Raw genomic sequence first — 19,055 nt, 5'->3', positions numbered from 1 at the left:
GCCTATCGGGGAGGTGGCAACCGGACGTGGACCTGACCGACGACGACATCGACGGCCTCCTGGCGTGGTCGCTGATCCGCGCCGCGCACCGCGTCGAGCGCGAGCTGACCGCCGTGTTCGCCGAGCACGGCCTGTCCCCCGTGCAGTTCGGGGTGCTGTGCCACCTCGCGGCCGGCGCCGAGCCCACCCAGGCCGAGCTGGCCCGGCGCGTCCTCGTCCGGCCTCAGTCGATCACCGGCGTGCTGGACGGGATGGTGGAGCGCGGGCTGGTCGCCCGCGGCGCCGAGCGCTCCAAGGGGCGGCGCAACCCCCTGGCCCTGACCGCCGCCGGCCACGCCCTCCTCGCCGAGGTGTGGCCGGTGGTCCGCGAGGTGGACCACCCCGGGCGGCTGGGCGTCAGCGCGGCCGAGGCCGCCGCGCTCAACCGCGTCCTGCTGCGGGTGGTCGACGGGCGCGCCTGAGCCCCGAGCCCCGCGGAGCTGCCCCGCAGCACGACGGTGGTCCCCACCCGAGACGGACGCTAGGTGTCCACGAGCCCCGTCTGCGTGCGCCACCACGGCGTCTCCACGAAGCCGCGCTTGAGGAAGACGAGCTCCATGGACGCGGACCAACCGCGCACCCCGCGCATGCGGGACAGCGGCCCTGTCATGAACCCTCGCAGGTCGCGGCTGTTGGGCATGATCAGCTCGCACAGCAGCGAGTTCTCGTCCAGCATCAGCGCCAGGTAGCGCACGAAGGGGAAGCCCGCCAGCTCCGCGGCGACCGCCTCGAGCCGGCCGGGGTCCACGGTCACCTGCACGAGGGTCTCCGCCCCCATCCCGAGGGCCGCGGACTGCACGAGGGTGAGCACGTCGAGGCACCCGTTGGCGCGCAGGCGCTCGTACCGCCTCCGCACGCTGGACTCGTTGAGGTCGAGGTCGTCGGCGATCCGCTGGAAGGTCTCGCGGCCGTCGGTCTGCAACGCGGCCACGATCTGCTGGTCCACGCCGTCCAGGTGCTGCGGTGAGCACTCCTCCGGCTCGTCGGGCGTCGGGGCGACGTGCCCGGTCGAGGGCTCCTGCCCGAACAGCTGACGTCCCCAGTCGAAGCTCACCTTGTACACGTGCAGGGTGTAGTCGCTGCGCCAGCGCTGGACACCCGGGAGGCTCTGCAGGTCCTGCAGCAGACGGGGGTAGGTGGAGGCGTCACCCCGCAGCACGATCTCCGCGACGATGTCGTACTCACCCGCCACCACGGCGCAGAAGCGGACGTCGGGGCTGCCGGCGAGCTGCTCCGCGACCTTCATCGACTCCCCGGGTGCGCAGTTGATCCGCACCCAGAACGCCGAGTAGGGGCCGCCGGCGGCGAGCACGGGGACGACGGCGACCTTCACCACGCCCTCGGCCAGGAGCTGCTGGCCGCGCCGCGCCACCGTCGCCGTCGACGCGCCGACGGCTTCGGCGACCGTGCGCCAGCTGGCCCGCCCGTTGGGCTGCAGCGCGACGACGATGCGCTTGTCGAGCTCGCTGAGCTGGTCGTGCACCTCGTTCACAGCACCCCGTTCACAGCACCTCGTGGAGGAACGAGCGCACGGTGGCCGTCCACTCCTCGGCCTGCTCGACCTGCGGGGAGTGCCCGGACCGCTCGAACACCACCAGCCGGGCGTTCGGGATCAACGAGACGATCTTCTCGCTGCTCTCGACAGGCGTGATCCAATCGGTCCGACCCACGGTCACCAGGGTCGGGGCGGTGATGGACGGCAGCTGGGCGGAGATGTCGTAGTCCGGCATGTTGACGCTGAAGGCGTAGTTGTGGGCCTCGTAGCGGTACGGCGTGGCTGCGACCTTCCGCTCGACGGCCTCGGGGTCGTAGACGTGGTCGTAGAGGGGCAGGATCTCCCGCCAGCAGTCGCGCAGGTCGTCGTCGTCGCGGACGGTACCGGTGTCGATCCGGTCGAACTTCTCCATGTCGATCTCCACGCGGTCGGTGGCCAGCGCGTTCTCCCTCGCACGACCCATGTTCGAGGAGTCGGCGGACGTGTCGCGCAGCACCATCGCCCGGACGCGCCCGGGGTAGCGGACGGCGTACTCCATGGCCATGAAGCCACCGTACGAGCCGCCGCCCATGATGATCGACTCGACCCCGGCCCACCGGCGCAGACCGTCGACGTCGGCGGCCCACTGCTCGTGGCTGAAGACGCCGGAGCCCTCGCTCTCGCCGCTGCCGCGGGCGTCGAACACGATGACGCGGTACTCGTCGGCGAGCCGGCCGAAGCTGGCGCGCGGCTCGGCGCGCGAGCCGAGCCCCGGCGCGCCGTGGTGGGCGATGAGCACGGGCGCGTCGGGCCGGTCGGCGGGCGGGCCGAGCACCTCCACGGCGAGGTCGTTGCCGTTGATCCGGACGCGCTGGGTGGTGGCGGAGATCGTCACGAGGGCTCCTCAGAGGGGGACGACGCAGTCGTCGAGACTGCGCGGGAAGCTGGTGAGGGGTTCCGCGCCGGAAGCCGTGACGAGCACGCTGTCGCTGATGCGGTAGCCCGCGTGCCCGGGGACGTACAGGCCGGGTTCGTTGGAGACGATCATGCCGGGCTGCAGCACGGTGTCGTCCCCGTCCTCCAACCACGGCGGTTCGTGCATGCCGAGGCCGATGCCGTGGCCCTGCCGGTGCCGCAGGAACTCCCCCAGCCCGGCCTCGCGCAGCACGGCGAGGCAGCGGGCGTTGGAGTCGTCGCAGCGCACTCCCGGGCCGATGGCGCGTGAGCCCTCGGCCTGCGCGTCGCGCACGGCGTCGTGGTAGCGGCGCTGGTCCGGACCCGGCTCGCCCAGCACGAACGTGCGCTCCCCCTCGACGAAGCGACCTCCGACGGCGCACCCCAGGGACAGCATGAACGTGTCGCCGGGCTGCAGCCGGTAGCCCGACGGCAGCCCGTGCGGGCGCACGGAGTTCTCCGCGGCGTAGACGAGGCCACCGGCCAGGAACGAGACGACCACCACGCCGTCGTGCGTCGAGTACATCTCCTCGACCCCCACGGCGCCGACGTGCCGGGCGAGCTCCGCCTCCGACGGGAGCGCGCCACCCGCGGCGACCGCGTCGCGCACGAGCTGCACGCCGGCCGCGAGCATGAGGTCGGTGATCCGGGCGGCCTCGCGGTGCAGCACCACCTCTTCGGGCTCCTTGACCGCACGGACACCGACGAGCAGGTCGGTGGGCTCCCAGTCCGTCCGGCCCGACCCCCGGCCCAGCAGCGCCTCGCGGTGCCTGGTGATCTGCGTCGTGACGCCGAGCCGCCCTGTCGGGGGGACGGGGAACAGCGCCGCGAACGGGCTCTCGACACCCGGGTACTCGGCGTAGGAGACCAGCCGCGCGCGGGCGCGCTGGTCCTGCGCGTGATCGACCTCGAGCTCTGGCACGAGGAGCACGACCTCGCCGTCGGGCGCGAGGAACACCGCGACGGGCCGCTCGCACGGGTGGTGGAAGAACCCCGTGAGGTGCGCGACGTCGTCCGGGTCGTCGGTCAGCAGGCCGTCCAACCCGCGCGCGGCCATCGCGGTGCGGACGCGGGCCTCGATGCGCTCGAAGACGTCCTGGCCGAGCCGGTGCTGGAAGCTCACGAGGCTCCTCCTGCGCGCGGGTTGCGCGCGTCGTTGTAGGCGATCGAGACGAGCGTGGCCGAGAGCACGAGGGCGAGGATGGCCAGCGACGGGAAGAGGGTCAGCCACCACGCGCTCACCATGGCCCCGGCCGACTGGGCCTCGTAGAGGATGCGGCCCCACGACCAGGACGTCGGGTCGCCCAGACCGAGGAAGGCCAGCCCGGCGGCCGAGAGCACCGCCCGGGACGCCGTGACGACGACCGAGACGACGATGACGGGCGTGACGGCGGGCACGACGTGCCGGCCGACGATCCACGCGTGGTTGCGCGTCATGAGCCGCGCCGCGTCGACGTAGGGCAGGCCCACGACCGTCAGGGCCTGGGAGCGCACCAGGCGCGTGACCTCGGGCCAGGAGAACGCCGCGACCACCACGATGAGCGTCGTCGTGCTCGGCCCGGCCAGCGCCGCCACGAGGATCATGAGCGGCAGCACCGGCAGGGAGAGGGTGAGATCGACGACGACGCTCACGATCGCGTCGAGCCACGGCACGTACGCGCCGACCACGGCGATGAGGGTGCCGACGACGATCGCGATGGCCGAGGCCGCCAGCGCGACCACGACCGAGGAACGCGTCCCCCACACGACCTCGGCGAAGACGTCCCGCCCCAGCGCGTCGGTGCCGAACCAGAACCGACCCGTGGGCGCCGACAGCACGGTCGTGCCGTAGCTCGCCGGGGCGGCCACGACGAGCGGGCCGACGGCCGCCACGAGCAGCAGCAGCCCCAGCACGACGAGCCCGACCATCCCGAGCGGCTGGCGCCGGAAGGCGCGCCAGGTCCAGGCGGACGTCCGCTTGGCGTCCGGGATCGAGGGGACCTCGGGGACGACGGCGCTCACGACGCCTTCACCCGCGGGTCGAGCCAGCCGTAGACGATGTCGGTCAGCGTGTTGGCCAGGACGACGGTCACGGCGAGCACGAGGAACGCTCCTTGCAGCACGGGGAAGTCCAACTGGGTCACCGCCTCGTAGATGCCCCGGCCGACGCCGGGGTAGGCGAACACGGTCTCGGTGAGCACCGCGCCCCCGACGAGGAAGCCCAGCTGCAGGCCGATGAGGGTCGTGGCCGGCAGCAGCGCGTTGCGCAGGGCGTGCTTCCACAGGATGCGCCGCTCGGACAGGCCGTTGGCCCGAGCCAGCACCACGTAGTCCTCGGAGAGCGCGTCCACCAGCGTCGCACGCAGCGTCAGGACGTAGGAGCCGAGCTGCACGAGCGTGAGCGAGATGCCGGGCAGCACGAGGTGGTGGGCCACCGACAGGTACCACTGCCCGCCGTACACGCCCTGGTCGTAGGCACCGCCGATGGGGGCCCACCCCAGACGCAGGCCGACGACGAAGAGCAGCAGCACGCCGATGCTCGGGACGAAGAGCGACTGACCCGTGACGCCGACGACCTGCACCAGCTTGTCGAGGAACCCGCCGCGCCGCGACGCCGCCAGGACTCCCAGGGGGACGCCCAGCAGCACGGTGAAGCCGAGCGCGACGAAGGTCAGCAGCAGCGTCCACGGCAAGCGTGCGAGCAGCACGTCGACCACCGGGACCGACTGGGTGAACGAGGTGCCGAGGTTCCCCTGCAGCAACTGCCCGAGGTAGAGGACGTACTGCTCGAACAGCGGCCGGTCCAGGCCGTACTGGGTCAGCAGCAACGCCCGCGCCTCCTCCGTCTGCGTCGGGCTGGACACCGCCAGGGCGGGGTCGCCGGGCAAGAGGCGCAGCAGGAGGAACGTCACCGTGACGGCGAACCACACGGTCAGCAGACCGCGACCCAGCCGGCGCGCGACGAAGGAGGCGATGGCCACGCCGATCAGCTCGCGGACTCGGTGGCCGACGCGACGGAGACGGGGTTGACGATGGACAGCAGCTCGCTGGGGCGGGAGACGAACCCCGACCAGCTGTCGCTGTGCCCGAAGTAGAGGTTCTGGGTGTACATGATGTTGTCGTACACCTGCTCGTGGACGATCCGGGCGGCCTCGCGGAAGATGTCGACCTTGGCGTCGAGGTCGACGGTCTCCGCGCCCCGGGTGATCAGGTCGTTGAGCTCCGGGTCGTCGCAGTAGGTGTAGTTGATGGCTCCGCCGGGCAGGTAGGACAGCGAGAAGTTGAGCACCGGGTCGTCCATGATGGCGAAGTTGCCCGCGTAGATGTCGTAGTCGCCCTCGTTGGTCATGGCCAGGTAGGTGTTCCGCTCGGCTCCCTGCAGCTCGACGGTGATGCCGGCCTGCGCGGTCGAGTCCTTGACCATCTGCGCCCACTGCGAGGTGACGGAGTCCTGCAGCGAGTAGATCATGCGGAAGGTGACGTCGAAGAAGCCCTCGGCGTCCGCGGTGTACCCCGCCTGCTCCATGAGCGACCGGGAGAGCTCGGGGTCGAACTCGTACTCGGTGATCGAGTCGTCGTAGTAGCGCGCGAGAGCCGGGAACAACGGGCTCGAGCCGGTCGAGACGGCCTGCCCGGACAGCGCCACCTGACGGATGGCCTCGTAGTCGGCGGCGTGCGCGAGGGCTTGACGCACCTCGACGCGCGCGAGGTCGGGGTTCTGCATGTTGTAGACCATGTGCGCGTAACCGAGACCGGTCACCTCGGCGACCTCGATGCCGTCGGTGCTGCGCAGCTGCTCGACCTGGGCCGGCGGCAGGGCGTTGGCGATGACGTCCACCTCGCCCGAGCGCAGCGCCAGGATCTCCGTGTTGACGTCGGGGAACACCCGGTAGACGACCGACGCCGCCACCGGCACCCCGCCCTCCACCAGGGGGTACGTCTCCACGCGCTGGAAGGTGTAGCTCTGGCCGACCTGGACGTCGGTCAGGACGTACGGGCCCGCGCTGACCCAGCCGCCGGCGCTCCCGTCGTTGGAGAACTCCGCGATGGAGCCCGCCGGCTCGAAGACGTGCTGCGGGACGATGCAGCCCCAGAAGCCGATCTCGTCGACGAGGGACGAGTCGGGGTTCTCCATGGTGAACTCGACGCGGGTGGCCGAGACCGCGCGAGCCTCCACGAAGTTGCCGAGCTGGCCGTAGAACGTGCCCGACGGCGCGTCCCGCTTGACCGCGTTGAGCGTCCAGGCGACGTCGTCGGCGTCGAGGACCTCCCCGTCGGTCCAGCGCAGGTCGTCACGGATCTCGTAGTAGCCCGTCGTGGCGTCGACGTACCCCCACTCGGTCGCGACCTCGGCCTCCTTGGACCCGTCGTCGGCGATCGTCAGCAGCCGCGGGTACATGAGACCCGTCATCCACTGGTCGGAGCGGGAGTTGCCGACGACGGGGTTGAAGTTCACGACGTCGGTGGTGGTGGCGATGGTGAGCGTCGCGGTGCTCGCCGAGGGCGAGCCGGACGACCCGCCCGCCGGGGCCTCCGGCGCCTGCGGCGCGCAGGCCGCGAGCGCGGCGACCGAGGCGGCGGAGAAGCCGCCTGCCAGGACGAGCCTGCGGGTGGGGTGCATCAGACCCATACCTCCTTCAGGACGCGCAGCGTGTTGCCGCCGACGACCTTGCGGATCTCGTCGTCGGAGTACCCGTGCTGGACCAGCCAGCCGATGATGTTGGTGAAGCACTCGGCCGGGTTCTCCAGGCCGTCGACGTAGGGGACCTTCTCGTAGTCGACCCCGGCGTGCGCCTGCCCGAGGGAGAGGTTGGCCGCGAACGCGTCGTGCAGGCCGACGTGGTCACCGAAGAGCGTGTCGGGCCCGAAGGTCACGTGGTCGATGCCGACCAGGTCGACGCAGTAGACGAAGTGGTCCATGACCGACTCGAGGCTGTGCCGGGGGTGGTCCGGCGACAGGGTCGTGTGGGGCGCCGCCTCCAGGCCGATGACCCCGCCCTTGTCGGCGCACGCCTTGATCGTCGCGTCGGTCTTCATCCTGTTGGTCGGCCACACGGAGCGCGCTCCTGCGTGGGTGATGAGGACGGGCTTGTCGGATGCGGCGATGGTGTCCAGGCAGGTCTGGTCGCCGGAGTGGGAGATGTCGATGGCGATGCCGAGCTTGTTCATGCGCTTGACGGCGCGCTCGCCGAAGTAGGTGAGCCCGCCGTCCCCGCGCTCCTTCAGGCCGCTGCCGAGGGTGTTCGCCTCGGAGTAGGCGATGCCCATCTGCCGCACGCCGAACCCGTAGAGGACGTCGAGGCGGTCGACCTCGTTCTCGATCATGGTGGAGGCCTCGAGCGCGAAGACGTGGGCGATGCGGCCCGTGGCGTGCGCGTGCTCGATGTCGGCGAGGGTCTCCCCCTTGACGACGAAGTCCTGGTGGGCCATGTCCGCCATGCGGACCCCGAGGTCGAAGAGGACGTCCTGGTACTTCCACCCGGCGTCGGAGGAGATGCAGCACGTGCCGTCCATGCCGTTGTCGAAGACGGCGGTGAGGCCCGAGCGCGACAGGCCCTCGTAGGCGGTGGGCTCACGCCCCTGGCGGATGTGGTCCCGCAACTCCCCCATGTCGGCGGGGAAGGCCTGCACGTGCTCGTGCAGGGAGATGACGACCTCCTCGGCGAGCAGGCGCGCAGTGCGCTCGCTCTGCTCAGCGGTGAGGTCGAGCCCGGTGTACTCCGGCACGCGGCCCACCTGCGGGGCGTACTCGAAGGCGCGGTAGTCCACACCCTTCTCGAGGTAGTCGTAAGCGGTGTAGCCGGTGTAGCGCTTGGCGGGTTCGAGCACGGTGGTGCCTCCAGAGGTCGGCGTTCGGAGCGAAACGTTGCCGCCCATCCGGCAGAGAAGTCAAGGTTCGTGAGACATCTCGGCGAATCGTTGACCTGGATGAAACACATCGGCACGCGGGCGGGTGCATCATGGGCGCCGTGAGCACACCGACCCCGCCCTCCCGTCCCCCCGTCCTGCGCGTCCGGGGCCTCACGGTGTCGTTCCCGGGAGCCTCCGCGGCGGCCGCCAGCGGCGTGGACCTCGAGGTGCGGCCCGGGGAGCTGCACGCCCTGCTGGGTGAATCCGGGTCGGGCAAGACGGTCACGGCGCGCGCCGTCATGGGGGTCGTCGACCCCGCCGCGACGGTCGCCGCCACCGAGCTGCGGCTGTCGGGCGACGACCTGCTCACCATGAGCAGCGAACAGCGACGGGCGGTGCGCGGTGAGCGCATGAGCATGGTGCTCCAGGACGCGCTCTCCTCCCTCAACCCCGTGCTGTCCGTCGGCGACCAGCTGGGCGAGGTGATGCGCCTGCACCGCGGCTGGTCACGCCGCCGGGCCACGGGCCGTGCTGCTGAGCTGCTCGACCTGGTCGGCATCCGGGAACCGAGGAGGCGCCTGCAGGACTACCCGCACCAGTTCTCCGGCGGCATGCGCCAGCGCATCCTCATCGCGATGGCCGTCTCCCTCGAGCCGGAGCTGCTCATCGCGGACGAGCCCACCACTGCGCTCGACGTCACCGTGCAGGCGCAGATCCTGCGCCTGCTGCACGGCCTGCGGCGCGAGTTCGACATGGGCGTCCTGCTCATCACCCACGACATCGGTGTCGTCACCGAGGTCGCCGACCACGTGACCGTCATGCGCCACGGTCTCGTCGTGGAGAGCGGCGCCGCCGACCAGGTGCTGGTCTCCCCTCGAGCTCCGTACTCCCAGGAGCTGCTCGGGTCGGTACCCCTCCCGCAGCCCCCGCGCGTCCTCACCGGCGCCCGGGGCCGCGCGCCGGACGTCGTGCTCACCGCGACAGGGGTCAGCCGGCGCTTCAAGGACGTGCAGGCCGTCGACGGCGTCGACCTCGAGCTGCGCCACGGCGAGACCCTCGGCGTCGTCGGGGAGTCCGGCTCGGGCAAGTCCACGCTGGCTCGCGTGATCGTCGGTCTGGAGTCGGTCGACGAGGGCACCGTCCGCTACCGCGGCGCGGACGTGACCCGCCGACGGCGCGGTCGGCGCCCGGGCGCCCAGCGCGGTGTCCAGATGGTCTTCCAGGACCCCTACTCCTCCCTGGACCCGCGCATGCGGGTGCGCGACGTCGTGGCCGAACCCATGGTGACCGCCGGGGTCGGCACCAAGGCCTCGCGCCGCGCGCGCGTCGCCGAGCTGCTGGAGCTCGTCGGCCTGCCCGCCGACGTCGTGGACCGGTACCCGCACCAGTTCTCCGGAGGTCAGCGCCAGCGCATCGGCATCGCCCGTTCCCTGGCGCTGGACCCTCAGGTGCTCGTGTGCGACGAGCCCGTCTCCGCCCTCGACGTCACGATCCAGACGCAGGTGACCGACCTGCTCGTCGACCTCCAGGACCGGCTCGGCGTCGCGATCCTCTTCATCTCCCACGACCTGTCCGTCGTCCGCAACCTCGCTCACCGCGTGCTGGTCATGCACCGCGGCACGGTGGTCGAGACGGGCAGCACGGCACAGGTCTTCGAGGCGCCTCGGGAGGAGTACACCCGCCGCCTCCTGGCCTCCATCCCCCCGGCCACCCGCGCGGAGCGGGGCAAGCTGGTCGCCGGGTCCGCGCCGGTCTGAACGCGGTCCACACCGCTCAGTCCCGGCGCCCGCGCGGGTCAACCCCTCGACGACGCACCCGCCCGAGGAGGAGACCCGCCATGACCACGACGCCCACCACGACGACGCTGCCCTGCCTGTGGTTCGACACCGACGGCCTGGAGGCCGCGGAGCGGTACGTGTCCCTGGTCCCGGACTCGGAGATCACCGAGGTGGTGCGCAACCCCGACGGCTCGGCGCTGACCGTCTCGTTCACGCTGGCCGGCCGCGAGTACCTGATCCTGAACGGCGGCCCCGCGTACGCGCTGTCCCCGGCCTTCTCGATCCAGCTGCTGTGCGAGGACCAGGCCGAGGTCGACCGGTGCTGGGACGCGCTGCTGGAGGGCGGCGAGGAGAGCCGCTGCGGCTGGCTGCAGGACCGCTGGGGCGTCTCCTGGCAGGTCGTCCCGCGGCGGCTGCTGGAGCTGCGCGCCGACCCGGACCCGGCCCGCGCGCAGCGGGCCGTGGAGGCGATGCTCGGCATGCGCAAGCTCGTCGTCGCCGAGCTGGAGGCGGCCGCGGACGCCGTCCCGGCCTGAGGACCCGCCCGGCAGCCGTGCGGGCGGCCGCCCGCCGCGCCGCCGGGGGCCGTGCGAGCATCGGGGCACCCGCCGCCGGTACCGACGCCGGTGGCGCCGACCGCCCGCGGGAGTCCCCCTGAACCGCCTGAGGTGCCCGCACCGTGACCGCTGAGGCCGGGAGCGGGCCGACGCTGGCACCGCGGCGCGCCACCCTCGGCGCCGTCCTGGCGGACGACCTGTCGGGCGCCGCCGAGGTCGCCGGCCTGCTCCTGCAGCGCGGGCACCCCTGCACCGTCCTGCTCGGCGCGCCGACCGCGGGGACCGCGCCGTCCGCCGGGGCGCTCGTCGTGGACCTCGACTCCCGCACCGCGGCACCCGCCGCCGCGCGCGCCGCGCTGACCGCCGCGCTCGCGGCCCTCGCGCCGGACGGCCCGCTGGCCGTCAAGCTGGACTCGCTGTGGCGCGGCAACGTCGGCGCCACCGTGGAGGCGTTGCGCGGCAGTGGTTTCCTCGTCGTCGTCGCGGGCGCGCTGCCGGCGCTGCGGCGCACCGTCGTGGACGGCGTCCCCCTCGTCGGCGGCGTCCCGCTGGCCGCCACCGGCCTGTGGCACCTGGAGCCCCGCCCCGCGCCGGTGCGGGTGGCCGACCTGCTGGCGGGCGCACCCGTGCTGGCCGCCGCGCTGGCGGACGTCCGCTCCGGCCGCCTCCCCCGGCTCCTCGCGCGCGCCGCCGCGACCGGGCGGGTCGTCGTCGTGGACGCCGAGACGGACGCCGACCTCGCGGCCGTCGCGGGCGCGGCGGCCGCGACGGCCGCCGGCGGGATCCGGACGGCCCTGGCGGGCAGCGCCGCCCTCGTCGGCGCCGTGGCCGACGCGGTGGGCGGCACGGCGGGCGGTCCCCGTCCCGGCGGGGCCGCGACGCCCCCGCGACCGGCTCCGCGACCGGCCCCGGGAGCGCGCGGCACCGTCGTCGTCGCCGGCAGCGCCTCGGCGGCCACGGCCGCGCAGACCACCCACCTGCTCGCTCTGCCGGGCGCGGCCGTCCTCGACGTGGACCCGGAGGGCGCCCCGGGCGGCGCCGCGCCCCCGGCGGGCGCGGACCCCCTCGTGCTGCGGCTGACCGGCACCCACCCCGACCCCCGCGCGGCCGCCGACCGCCTGGCCGGGCGGGCCGCCGCCCTCGTCGGCGGGCGCGACCTCGTCCTCACCGGCGGGGAGACCGCCCGCGCCGTGCTGGTCCGGCTGGGCGTGGACCGCCTGCACCCGGTGGCGCAGCTGTCCCACGGCGCCGTCGCGGGCCTCACCGGCGACGGGCGCCTGGTCGCCACCAAGCCCGGCAGCTTCGGCGGCCCCGCCGAGCTGCACGACCTCGTGCGGCTGCTGCGGCGGCTGCGCGCCCCGCGGACCGGAACGACCCCGAGCACGCCGGCAGACCGTCACCTGGAGGAACCGTGAGCAGCACCCCCGACCCCCGCCCCGTCGTCGCCGTCACGATGGGCGACGGCGCCGGTGTGGGCCCGGAGGTGACCGTCGGCGCCCTCGTGCACGAGACCGCGTTCACCGCCGGCCGGCCCCTCGTCGTCGGTGACGCCCACCGGCTGCGGCTGGCCGCCGAGGCGCTGGGCGCAGCCGTGGACGTCGTCGAGGTCGGCTCCCCCGCCGACGCCGCGTTCACCCCGGGGCGCATCGACGTCGTGGACCCGCACCTCCTGCCCGCCGACCTGCCGTGGGGCGAGGTGTCCGCCGCCGCCGGCCACGCCGCCCACGAGTACGTGCGGATCGCGTGCGAGCTGGCAGGGCGCGGGGAGGCGCAGGCCATCTGCACGGCCCCGCTGAACAAGGCCGCGCTGCACGCCGGCGGCCACCGCTTCCCCGGCCACACCGAGCTGCTGGCGCACTTCTTCGGGGTGGAGGAGGTCTCGATGATGCTCACCACGCCGCGCATCAAGGTCATCCACGTCACCACCCACGTCGGGCTCCTCGACGCCGTCGCGCGGATCGAGCCGGGCCTGGTCGAGCGCACGATCCGCCGCGGTCACGAGGCCCTGCGCCGCGCCGGGAACCCCGGCCCGCGCATCGGGGTGTGCGCGATCAACCCGCACGCCGGCGAGGGCGGGCTGTTCGGGTACGGCGAGGAGGCGGAGAAGATCGCCCCCGGGATCGAGGCCGCCCGCGCGGACGGGATCGACGCCGTCGGCCCGCTGCCGGCCGACACGGCGTTCTTCCTCGGCGGCCGCGGTGACTACGACCTCGTCGTCGCGATGTACCACGACCAGGGGCACGGGCCGGTGAAGGTCCTCGGCATCGAGGCGGGCGTCAACATCACCGTCGGGCTGCCCGTCATCCGCACCTCCGTCGACCACGGCACGGCCTTCGACATCGCCGGCACCGGCCGGGTGGAGGTCGGCAGCATGGTCGAGGCGCTGCGCCAGGCCGTGGAGCTGGCCGCCACCCCGCTGTGAAGCGGGCGGCGCGTCAGCTCCCGGCGTCGAACTCCTCGCGGTGCAGGTGCTCCCACGGCCCGCCCAGGTAGCGGTGCACGTCCACCCCGACCACCCGCACCGCGAACGGCGCGAAGGAGGCCGACAGGTCCGCGACGGTGGCCCGCGCCACGGCCGGGTCGACGAAGTTCTGCACCGTCACGTGCGGGCGGAACCCCTGCGCGTCCTGGCGGGTCAGCCACGGCTGCCAGCGGCGGGCCAGCTCGGCGCGCACGCGGGCCAGCTCCCCCGGTTCCAGGACGAGGGCCGCGCCGCGGCCCAGCGAGCGCACACCCGTCACGGGCACGTCGAGGCCCGGCCGTCGGCACACCGCCCGCAGGTCGTCCAGGACGTCGCCCAGCCGTTCGCCCGGCAGGGCGTGGAACAGGGTGACGTGCGCGGCGAGCTTGTTGCGGTGCGCGGGGAAGCGCTCGCGCCGCAGCACGTCCAGCCGCTCGGCGTCGTCATCCGCGAGCGCCGCGGTCAGCACCAGCGGCGCGTCCCCCGCCTCAGCCACGGGACAGCACCGCGGCCGCGCCGAACAGGGACGCCACCAGCGCCAGGGCGCACAGCACCAGCCCCGCCGTCCACCACGTCCGGTCCGGCGGGCGGAGGGTCAGCGCCCGCCACGCCACGGCGACCCCGAGGACGCCCAGGACGATCCCGGCGGGGAAGAACACCGCCGACAGGGCCAGGCCGACCACGCCGGCCACGACGGACCCGACCGCGCCGAACGACGTCTGGGGCTGCTCCTCACCGGGTCCGACCACGGGGCCACTCTGCCACCCGCCCCGCGCGGGCTCCCCGGCCCACCGCGGCGACTCAGCCGACCGCGACGACGGTGCGCTGGCGCGCGCCCTCCCAGCCGATCCAGCCGAGGTAGCGCCGGCGCTCGTCCAGGGCGCCCCAGCGGGCGGTGACCGTGGGGGCGCGGGGGGGGGGGGGGGGGGGGGGGGGGGGGCGGGGGGGGGGGGGCGGGGGGGGGGCGCCCCCCCCCGCGCCGGCACGGGGTCGGGTTCGACGACGAGGTCGCCGGCCCCGCCCACGGCGAAGGAGGTGTGCTCGTAGGCGGCGGTGCGCTCCCCCGGCGCGGTGGCGTACCCGTCGACCTCGACGACGTAGGTGCCCGGCACCGGGTCGACGAGGTCCACGCGCTCGTTCCCGGAGGGCGAGGCCGACGCCCCCACGTCCTCGCGCTGGTTCCCGCGGACGACCCGGGACACGTACAGGTCCAGGTCGGCACCCGGCGAGCGCGAGAGGAGGTCGAAGCGGACGAGGGTGGTGCCCTCGGGCACCCGCACGCGGTGCTCGCGCGTCTGCCCGGCGCGGACCTGGCCGGTGTCCGCGCGGCCCGCGACGAGCCCGGCGGTCGTGACGTCCAGGTCGCCGGTGCGGCCGGGGACCACCTCGACGGCGGCGGAGCCGTCGCCGGGGGCGGCGCGCACCTCGCGGGGCGCGACGACGGCCACGGGCCGCACGGCCAGCGGCGAGCGCACCGCCGTGCCCGCGCCGCGCCACTCCAGCGAGCCGGTCGCCCACTCCTCCAGCGGGGCGTCGGTGCGGGTGAAGGTCACGCGGAAGCGGACGGTCTGCCCCTCGCTGACGTACAGGACGCTCGGGGACACCTCCACGTCGAAGCCCGGCACGTCGGCCGTGGCCAGGTACAGGCCGCCGGTGACGGCCGTCACCGACCGGGTGACGGTGCGGCGCCCGGCCAGGGCACCGACCGCGATGGAGGGGGTGTTCAGCTCGCTGGGCGCGACGGCGGGCACGCCGGTGCCGGTGCGCACGCCGGTGCCCTCGAGGAAGGCGACCCAGTCGCGCGGGGTGGAGTCGTAGACCAGGCCCGGGTCGAGGGCCGCGGTCGGGTCGACGAGCCCGGCGCCGCCCGCGAAGGGGTCGCCGGCGGGCTCGCCGTCGGCGTCGACGAGGTCGCGGGCGGTGGTCATCAGGGCGGACTTGACCGCCATCGGCGACCAGCCGGGGTGGACGCCGAGGAGCAGGGCGGCCAGGCCCGCGACGTGCGGGGCGGACATCGAGGTGCCGGACTGGGCGGCGAACAGGTCGCCCCGCGAGGCGTCCGGCGAGGTGCCCGCGACGATCCCGACGCCCGGGGCGGCCAGGTCCGGCTTGAGGACGTCGCCACCGGCGGCCAGGGTCGGCCCGCGCGAGGAGAACCCGGCGGCCTGCGGCGTCTCGGTGGGGGTGCCGGTGGTGTTGCCGGGCTCGAAGCGCACGGTGGCCGCGGGGTGGACCGCCAGGTAGGCCTTCACGGCGTCCCCGGCGGCGGTGTCCAGGTGGACGGTCGGCAGGACGTGGGCGTCGGGGTCGGTGCTGTTCGGCGTCGGGTTGACCAGGACGACGCCCGCACCGCCGACGCGGGCGACCTCGGCGGACTTGTCGACGCGGGCGTCGATCCCCCGGTCGCAGACCACCACGCGCCCGCCGACGCGGGCGGCGTCCAGGCTGCCGGGGCGGCACAGCTGCGCGTCGGCGGCGGTGCGCCCGGCGGCGGCGACGGCGGAGCCGAGGACGGCGCGGGTGCGCGGCAGCGGCTCCTGCACCAGGCGGGCGCCCACGAACGCGGTGCCGTCGCCCAGGACGACGGTGCCCTCGCGCGGGACGGCCGTGGACGCGGCGACCGTGGTGATCCAGGGGCTGGCGTGGTCGAGGGTGGAGGTGCCGGGTCCGCTGTTGCCCGCGGAGGCGGCCACGAAGATCCCGGCGGAGGCCGCGGACAGGAACGCCAGCTCGACGGGGTCGTTCACGGTCGTGGCCGGCGTGCCGGAGCCGATGGAGAAGTTGATGACGTCGACGTTGTCGGCGACGGCGGCGTCGATGGCGGCGACGAGGTCGGAGGTCTGGCAGCCGCTGTCGCCGTCCCCGCTGGTCCAGCACACCTTGTAGGCGGCGACGGCGGCGGCGGGCGCCGCCCCGGACGCCTCGCCGTACCCGCGGCCGTCGATGGTGGCGCTGACACCGGCGAGGCCGGCGGCCGTGGTGGTGGTGTGGGTGCCGTGCCCGTCGCTGTCGCGGGCGGAGAAGTACTCCCCGTCGGCCAGGCCCGCGTCACCGGCGGCGGCCAGGAAGCCCTGCGCGAAGGCGCGCGCCCCGACGACCTTGGTGGTGCAGTCGTCGGCGGTCCAGCCCTCGCCCGTCTCGCAGCGGCCGGTGAAGACGCCGCCGTCGGCCTTCTCCATCCGGATCTCGCCGCCGCTGGTGCGGTAGGCGGTCCCGGGCGCGTCGGCGTCGGGCGCGTCGGCCAGCGGCTCACCGGCCAGGGAGGGGTGCTCGGGCCACACGCCGGTGTCCAGGTCGGCGACGACGACGCCGGCACCGGCCTCCTCGACGCCGCCCACGGCCTCCCACGCGCCGTCCTCGCCCGTGAGGCCGAGGAAGTCGGGGGTGCCGGTGGTGTGCAGCTGGCGGCGGGTGTCGGGCACGACGGACACGACGCCGTCGGTGGCGGCCAGCTCGGCGGCCTGCTCGGCGGTCAGGTCGGCGGCGAAGCCGTTGAGGGCGACGGTGTAGCTCTGCGTGGGCACGACACCGGCGACCTCGGCGACGGAGGTCTGCTCCTCCAGCAGCCGGGCGCGGTGCTGGCGGGCGGCCTCACCGCTGACGTCCACGCCGGCCGGCGCCGAGCGCAGCAGCGGGCGCCCGGGCGTGGCGGTGTCCAGCTCGGCCAGCGGGTCACCGGCCAGGGTGACGACGTAACCGCCGGCCTCCCACCCGCCGGGACGCGCTCCGGCGGCGGGGTCGGCGGGGGCGGCGGCGGCGGTGCCGGCGCCCGTGACGGACAGCAGCGCGGCGGTCCCGGCGGCGAGCACGAGCCGCAGCGGGGTGCGGCGCGGGGCGGGACGGGGGGCGCGGACCACGGGATCCTCCACGGAGGGGCGACGGGGACGGGCGTCGCTCGATCCGAATGACGACCGATTGCACTCAAACCGGTACAGCGCGTTGCGTCAAGGCGCCGTGACCGGACCGAGACGTCGCCCGGAGGCGCTGCTCCGCGGGACCTCCCGGCGAGCCCACCGACTCCGACAGGGCGTCGTAGGTGGGTGCCGGTCCCGTCCGGCCCCCCGCCTACAGTGGCCGGGTGCCGCCCCGCCCGACCCCCCGTCCGACCCCCCGCCCGAGCTCCCGCCGTCCCCGCGCGGCCCGACCCGCCGCGCTCACCGCCGCCCTGGCGTTCGGGCTCGCCGCGCCGCTCGCGCTCGCCGCCCCCGCGCTCGCGCACGACCGGCTGGTCGCCTCCTCCCCCGCCGACGGGGACGTCGTGGGCACCGCCCCCGACACCGTCGACCTGGAGATGTCCGAGACGCCGCTCGCGCTGGGCACGCTGGTCGAGGTCACCGGTCCCGGCGGGCTCGTCTCCACCGGCGAGCCCCGCGTCGTGGACAGCACCGTCAGCCAGTCGCTGGGCGCCGAGCGGCCCGCCGGCACCTACGAGGTGCAGTGGCGCGTCACGTCCTCCGACGGGCACCCGGTCTCGGGCTCGTTCACCTTCGAGGCGACCGGGGCGCTGGCGGAGAGCACCGCGACGGAGCCCGCGGAGCCCACCGCTCCCGCCGAGACCCCCGCCGCCGAGAGTCCCGCCGACGAGCCCGTGAGCGCCGACCCGGCCGCCGGGCTCGGCGGCAGCGGCACCGGCGCGCTCGTCGGGGTCCTCGCCGCGGTCGTCGTCGTGCTCGCCGGGGTGGGCGCGGTCCTCAGGACCCGGCGCGGGCGGCGCTGACCCCGGCACCGCCCGCCCGCGCGCGCCGCTCCAGGCGCACGTCGAGCAGCCACAGCGCGAGCGCCAGCACGCCCAGCGCGGCACCCGTGGCGCTGACCGCCGCCCAGCCGCCCGCCGCCCAGGCCAGCGACCCGGCGACCGAGCCGAGCGCCCCGCCGGCGAAGTAGGCCGTCATGTAGGCGGAGTTGACGCGCGCCCGCGCCTGCGGCCGCAGGGCGAAGACGATGTTCTGGTTCGAGATGTGCACCGTCTGCAGGGCCAGGTCCGACAGCGCGAACCCGACGACGAACAGCGCCAGCGACGTGCCCAGCAGCTCCCACGCCCCGCCCGCGGCGCTCAGCAGCAGCCACGTCAGCACGAGCAGCGCCGCCCCGAGGGCGGTGGCCAGCTGGCCGCGGCCCGCGTCGGCCATCCGGCCGGCGACCGTGGCGGCCAGCGCCCCCAGCACCCCGGCCAGGCCGACGAGGCCGATCTGCGCGTCGCTCAGCCCGAACGCCGGACCGGCCAGCAGGAACGTCATCGTGGCGAAGAGCACCGACACGGCCGCGAACCCCACCGAGCCCAGGAGCGCGCGGCTGCGCAGCCGCGGCTCCTCGCGCACGATGCGCGCGGTCGAGCGCAGCGTGGCCGCGTAGCCGCCCACCCGCTCCGGCACGCTGACCGGCAGCCGCGCGCGCAGCGCCACCGCCAGCAGCACCAGCCCGGCGGCGACCACCGCGTACGGCAGGTGCCAGCCGCCCAGGTCCGCGAGCGCCCCGGACACGCTGCGCGCCAGCAGCGCGCCGATGAGCAGCCCGCTCATCACCGTGCCCACCGCGCGACCGGCCTGTCCCGGCTCCGCCAGCTCCGCGACGAACGGGACGAGGACCTGCGCGGCCACCGAGAACACCCCTGCGACGGCCGTGCCGGCCAGGAACCAGCCGAACCCGGGCGCCACCGCGCACAGCACGTGCCCGGCCGCGGCGAGCAGGGTCAGCGTCGTCAGCAGCCGCCGGCGCTCCAGCAGGTCGCCCAGCGGCACGACGAGCAGCAGCCCGATCCCGTAGCTGACCTGCGCGACGGTGACGCAGACCGCGGCGGCGCCCTGGCTGACGCCCAGCTCGGCGGCCAGGGTGTCCAGCAGCGGCTGGTTGACGTAGTTGCCGCCCACGGTCAGGCCGGTGGCCACGGCCATCAGCAGCAGCAGCGGGCGGGTCAGCGCGGGGCGGGCGGCGGGGTCCTGCGGACGGTGGGGGGCGTCGGGCAC

The 19,055-nt window shown here is 74.8% G+C and carries 16 protein-coding genes; 6 read left to right on the top strand and 10 right to left on the bottom strand.

The annotated features are described in order from the left end of the window. Nucleotides 1-26: 26 nt before the first annotated feature. On the top strand, nt 27-461 hold the full coding sequence (locus AB8M62_RS03580; protein WP_369053422.1) for a MarR family winged helix-turn-helix transcriptional regulator: 435 nt from the start codon (nt 27-29) through the stop codon (nt 459-461). Between the two features lie 59 nt (nt 462-520). Here the strand turns inward: AB8M62_RS03580 and AB8M62_RS03575 are convergent, their stop codons facing one another. From AB8M62_RS03575 to AB8M62_RS03545, 7 genes are read right to left on the bottom strand one after another with little or no spacing between them, the layout of a single operon-like run. Next, a complete protein-coding gene (locus AB8M62_RS03575; protein ID WP_369053425.1) occupies nt 521-1,531 on the bottom strand; it encodes an Lrp/AsnC family transcriptional regulator in 1,011 nt (336 codons plus the stop codon). A 10-nt stretch (nt 1,532-1,541) separates the two neighbouring features. Continuing rightward, nucleotides 1,542-2,408, bottom strand: a complete 867-nt coding sequence (locus AB8M62_RS03570) for an alpha/beta fold hydrolase (RefSeq protein WP_369053427.1) — start codon at nt 2,406-2,408, stop codon at nt 1,542-1,544. Between the two features lie 9 nt (nt 2,409-2,417). Then, on the bottom strand, nt 2,418-3,590 hold the full coding sequence (locus tag AB8M62_RS03565; protein WP_369053429.1) for a M24 family metallopeptidase: 1,173 nt from the start codon (nt 3,588-3,590) through the stop codon (nt 2,418-2,420). Next, nucleotides 3,587-4,468, bottom strand: a complete 882-nt coding sequence (locus AB8M62_RS03560) for an ABC transporter permease (protein ID WP_369053431.1) — start codon at nt 4,466-4,468, stop codon at nt 3,587-3,589. The genes AB8M62_RS03565 and AB8M62_RS03560 overlap by 4 nt, the downstream gene beginning before the upstream one ends. Then, nucleotides 4,465-5,427, bottom strand: coding sequence for an ABC transporter permease (locus AB8M62_RS03555; RefSeq protein WP_369053433.1), 963 nt, complete (start codon nt 5,425-5,427; stop codon nt 4,465-4,467). Before AB8M62_RS03555 ends, AB8M62_RS03560 begins: the two co-directional genes overlap by 4 nt. A 5-nt stretch (nt 5,428-5,432) precedes the next feature. Then, entirely contained in the window at nt 5,433-7,067 is a 1,635-nt protein-coding gene (locus AB8M62_RS03550; protein ID WP_369053436.1) for an ABC transporter substrate-binding protein, read from the bottom strand. Further along, nucleotides 7,067-8,275: a dipeptidase gene (locus AB8M62_RS03545; RefSeq protein WP_369053438.1), complete on the bottom strand. Its 1,209-nt coding sequence runs from the start codon at nt 8,273-8,275 to the stop codon at nt 7,067-7,069. Before AB8M62_RS03545 ends, AB8M62_RS03550 begins: the two co-directional genes overlap by 1 nt. A 140-nt stretch (nt 8,276-8,415) precedes the next feature. Here AB8M62_RS03545 and AB8M62_RS03540 point away from each other — a divergent pair, with 140 nt between their 5' ends. The 4 genes from AB8M62_RS03540 (at nt 8,416) to pdxA (ending at nt 13,053) form a co-directional block, all read left to right on the top strand. Continuing rightward, entirely contained in the window at nt 8,416-10,053 is a 1,638-nt protein-coding gene (locus AB8M62_RS03540; protein ID WP_369053440.1) for a dipeptide ABC transporter ATP-binding protein, read from the top strand. Nucleotides 10,054-10,133: 80 nt separating this feature from the next. Then, nucleotides 10,134-10,610: a VOC family protein gene (locus AB8M62_RS03535; protein ID WP_369068650.1), complete on the top strand. Its 477-nt coding sequence runs from the start codon at nt 10,134-10,136 to the stop codon at nt 10,608-10,610. A 143-nt stretch (nt 10,611-10,753) separates the two neighbouring features. Continuing rightward, nucleotides 10,754-12,046, top strand: a complete 1,293-nt coding sequence (locus AB8M62_RS03530; protein ID WP_369068649.1) for a four-carbon acid sugar kinase family protein — start codon at nt 10,754-10,756, stop codon at nt 12,044-12,046. Continuing rightward, nucleotides 12,043-13,053, top strand: a complete 1,011-nt coding sequence (pdxA, locus tag AB8M62_RS03525; protein ID WP_369068648.1) for a 4-hydroxythreonine-4-phosphate dehydrogenase PdxA — start codon at nt 12,043-12,045, stop codon at nt 13,051-13,053. The genes AB8M62_RS03530 and pdxA overlap by 4 nt, the downstream gene beginning before the upstream one ends. 13 nt (nt 13,054-13,066) lie before the next feature. Here pdxA and AB8M62_RS03520 read toward each other — a convergent pair whose 3' ends face one another. Further along, on the bottom strand, nt 13,067-13,588 hold the full coding sequence (locus tag AB8M62_RS03520) for a 2'-5' RNA ligase family protein (protein ID WP_369053448.1): 522 nt from the start codon (nt 13,586-13,588) through the stop codon (nt 13,067-13,069). Further along, nucleotides 13,581-16,949: a S8 family serine peptidase gene (locus tag AB8M62_RS03515; RefSeq protein WP_369068646.1), complete on the bottom strand. Its 3,369-nt coding sequence runs from the start codon at nt 16,947-16,949 to the stop codon at nt 13,581-13,583. The genes AB8M62_RS03520 and AB8M62_RS03515 overlap by 8 nt, the downstream gene beginning before the upstream one ends. A gap of 221 nt (nt 16,950-17,170) precedes the next feature. On the opposite strand from AB8M62_RS03515, the gene AB8M62_RS03510 reads away from it, so the two are divergent. Next, complete coding sequence (locus AB8M62_RS03510) at nt 17,171-17,809, top strand: copper resistance CopC family protein (RefSeq protein ID WP_369052392.1); 639 nt, start codon at nt 17,171-17,173, stop codon at nt 17,807-17,809. Here the strand turns inward: AB8M62_RS03510 and AB8M62_RS03505 are convergent. Further along, nucleotides 17,784-18,983, bottom strand: coding sequence for an MFS transporter (locus AB8M62_RS03505; RefSeq protein ID WP_369052559.1), 1,200 nt, complete (start codon nt 18,981-18,983; stop codon nt 17,784-17,786). The genes AB8M62_RS03510 and AB8M62_RS03505 overlap by 26 nt on opposite strands. Between the last annotated feature and the right edge of the window lie 72 nt (nt 18,984-19,055).

The organism is Kineococcus terrestris (assembly GCF_041020755.1).
In the GTDB taxonomy this organism is placed as follows: domain Bacteria; phylum Actinomycetota; class Actinomycetes; order Actinomycetales; family Kineococcaceae; genus Kineococcus; species Kineococcus terrestris.
The sequence above is the reverse complement of the archived record's forward strand: the minus strand, read 5'-3'. Positions and strand labels throughout refer to the sequence as shown.

Bases quoted from the DNA above. Each gene is read 5' to 3' on its own strand.
- AB8M62_RS03535 (WP_369068650.1), top strand. From the start codon at position 10,134: ATGACCACGACGCCCACCACGACGACGCTGCCCTGCCTGTGGTTCGAC.
- AB8M62_RS03505 (WP_369052559.1), bottom strand. From the start codon at position 18,983: ATGGCCGTGGCCACCGGCCTGACCGTGGGCGGCAACTACGTCAACCAG.
- AB8M62_RS03550 (WP_369053436.1), bottom strand. From the start codon at position 7,067: ATGCACCCCACCCGCAGGCTCGTCCTGGCAGGCGGCTTCTCCGCCGCC.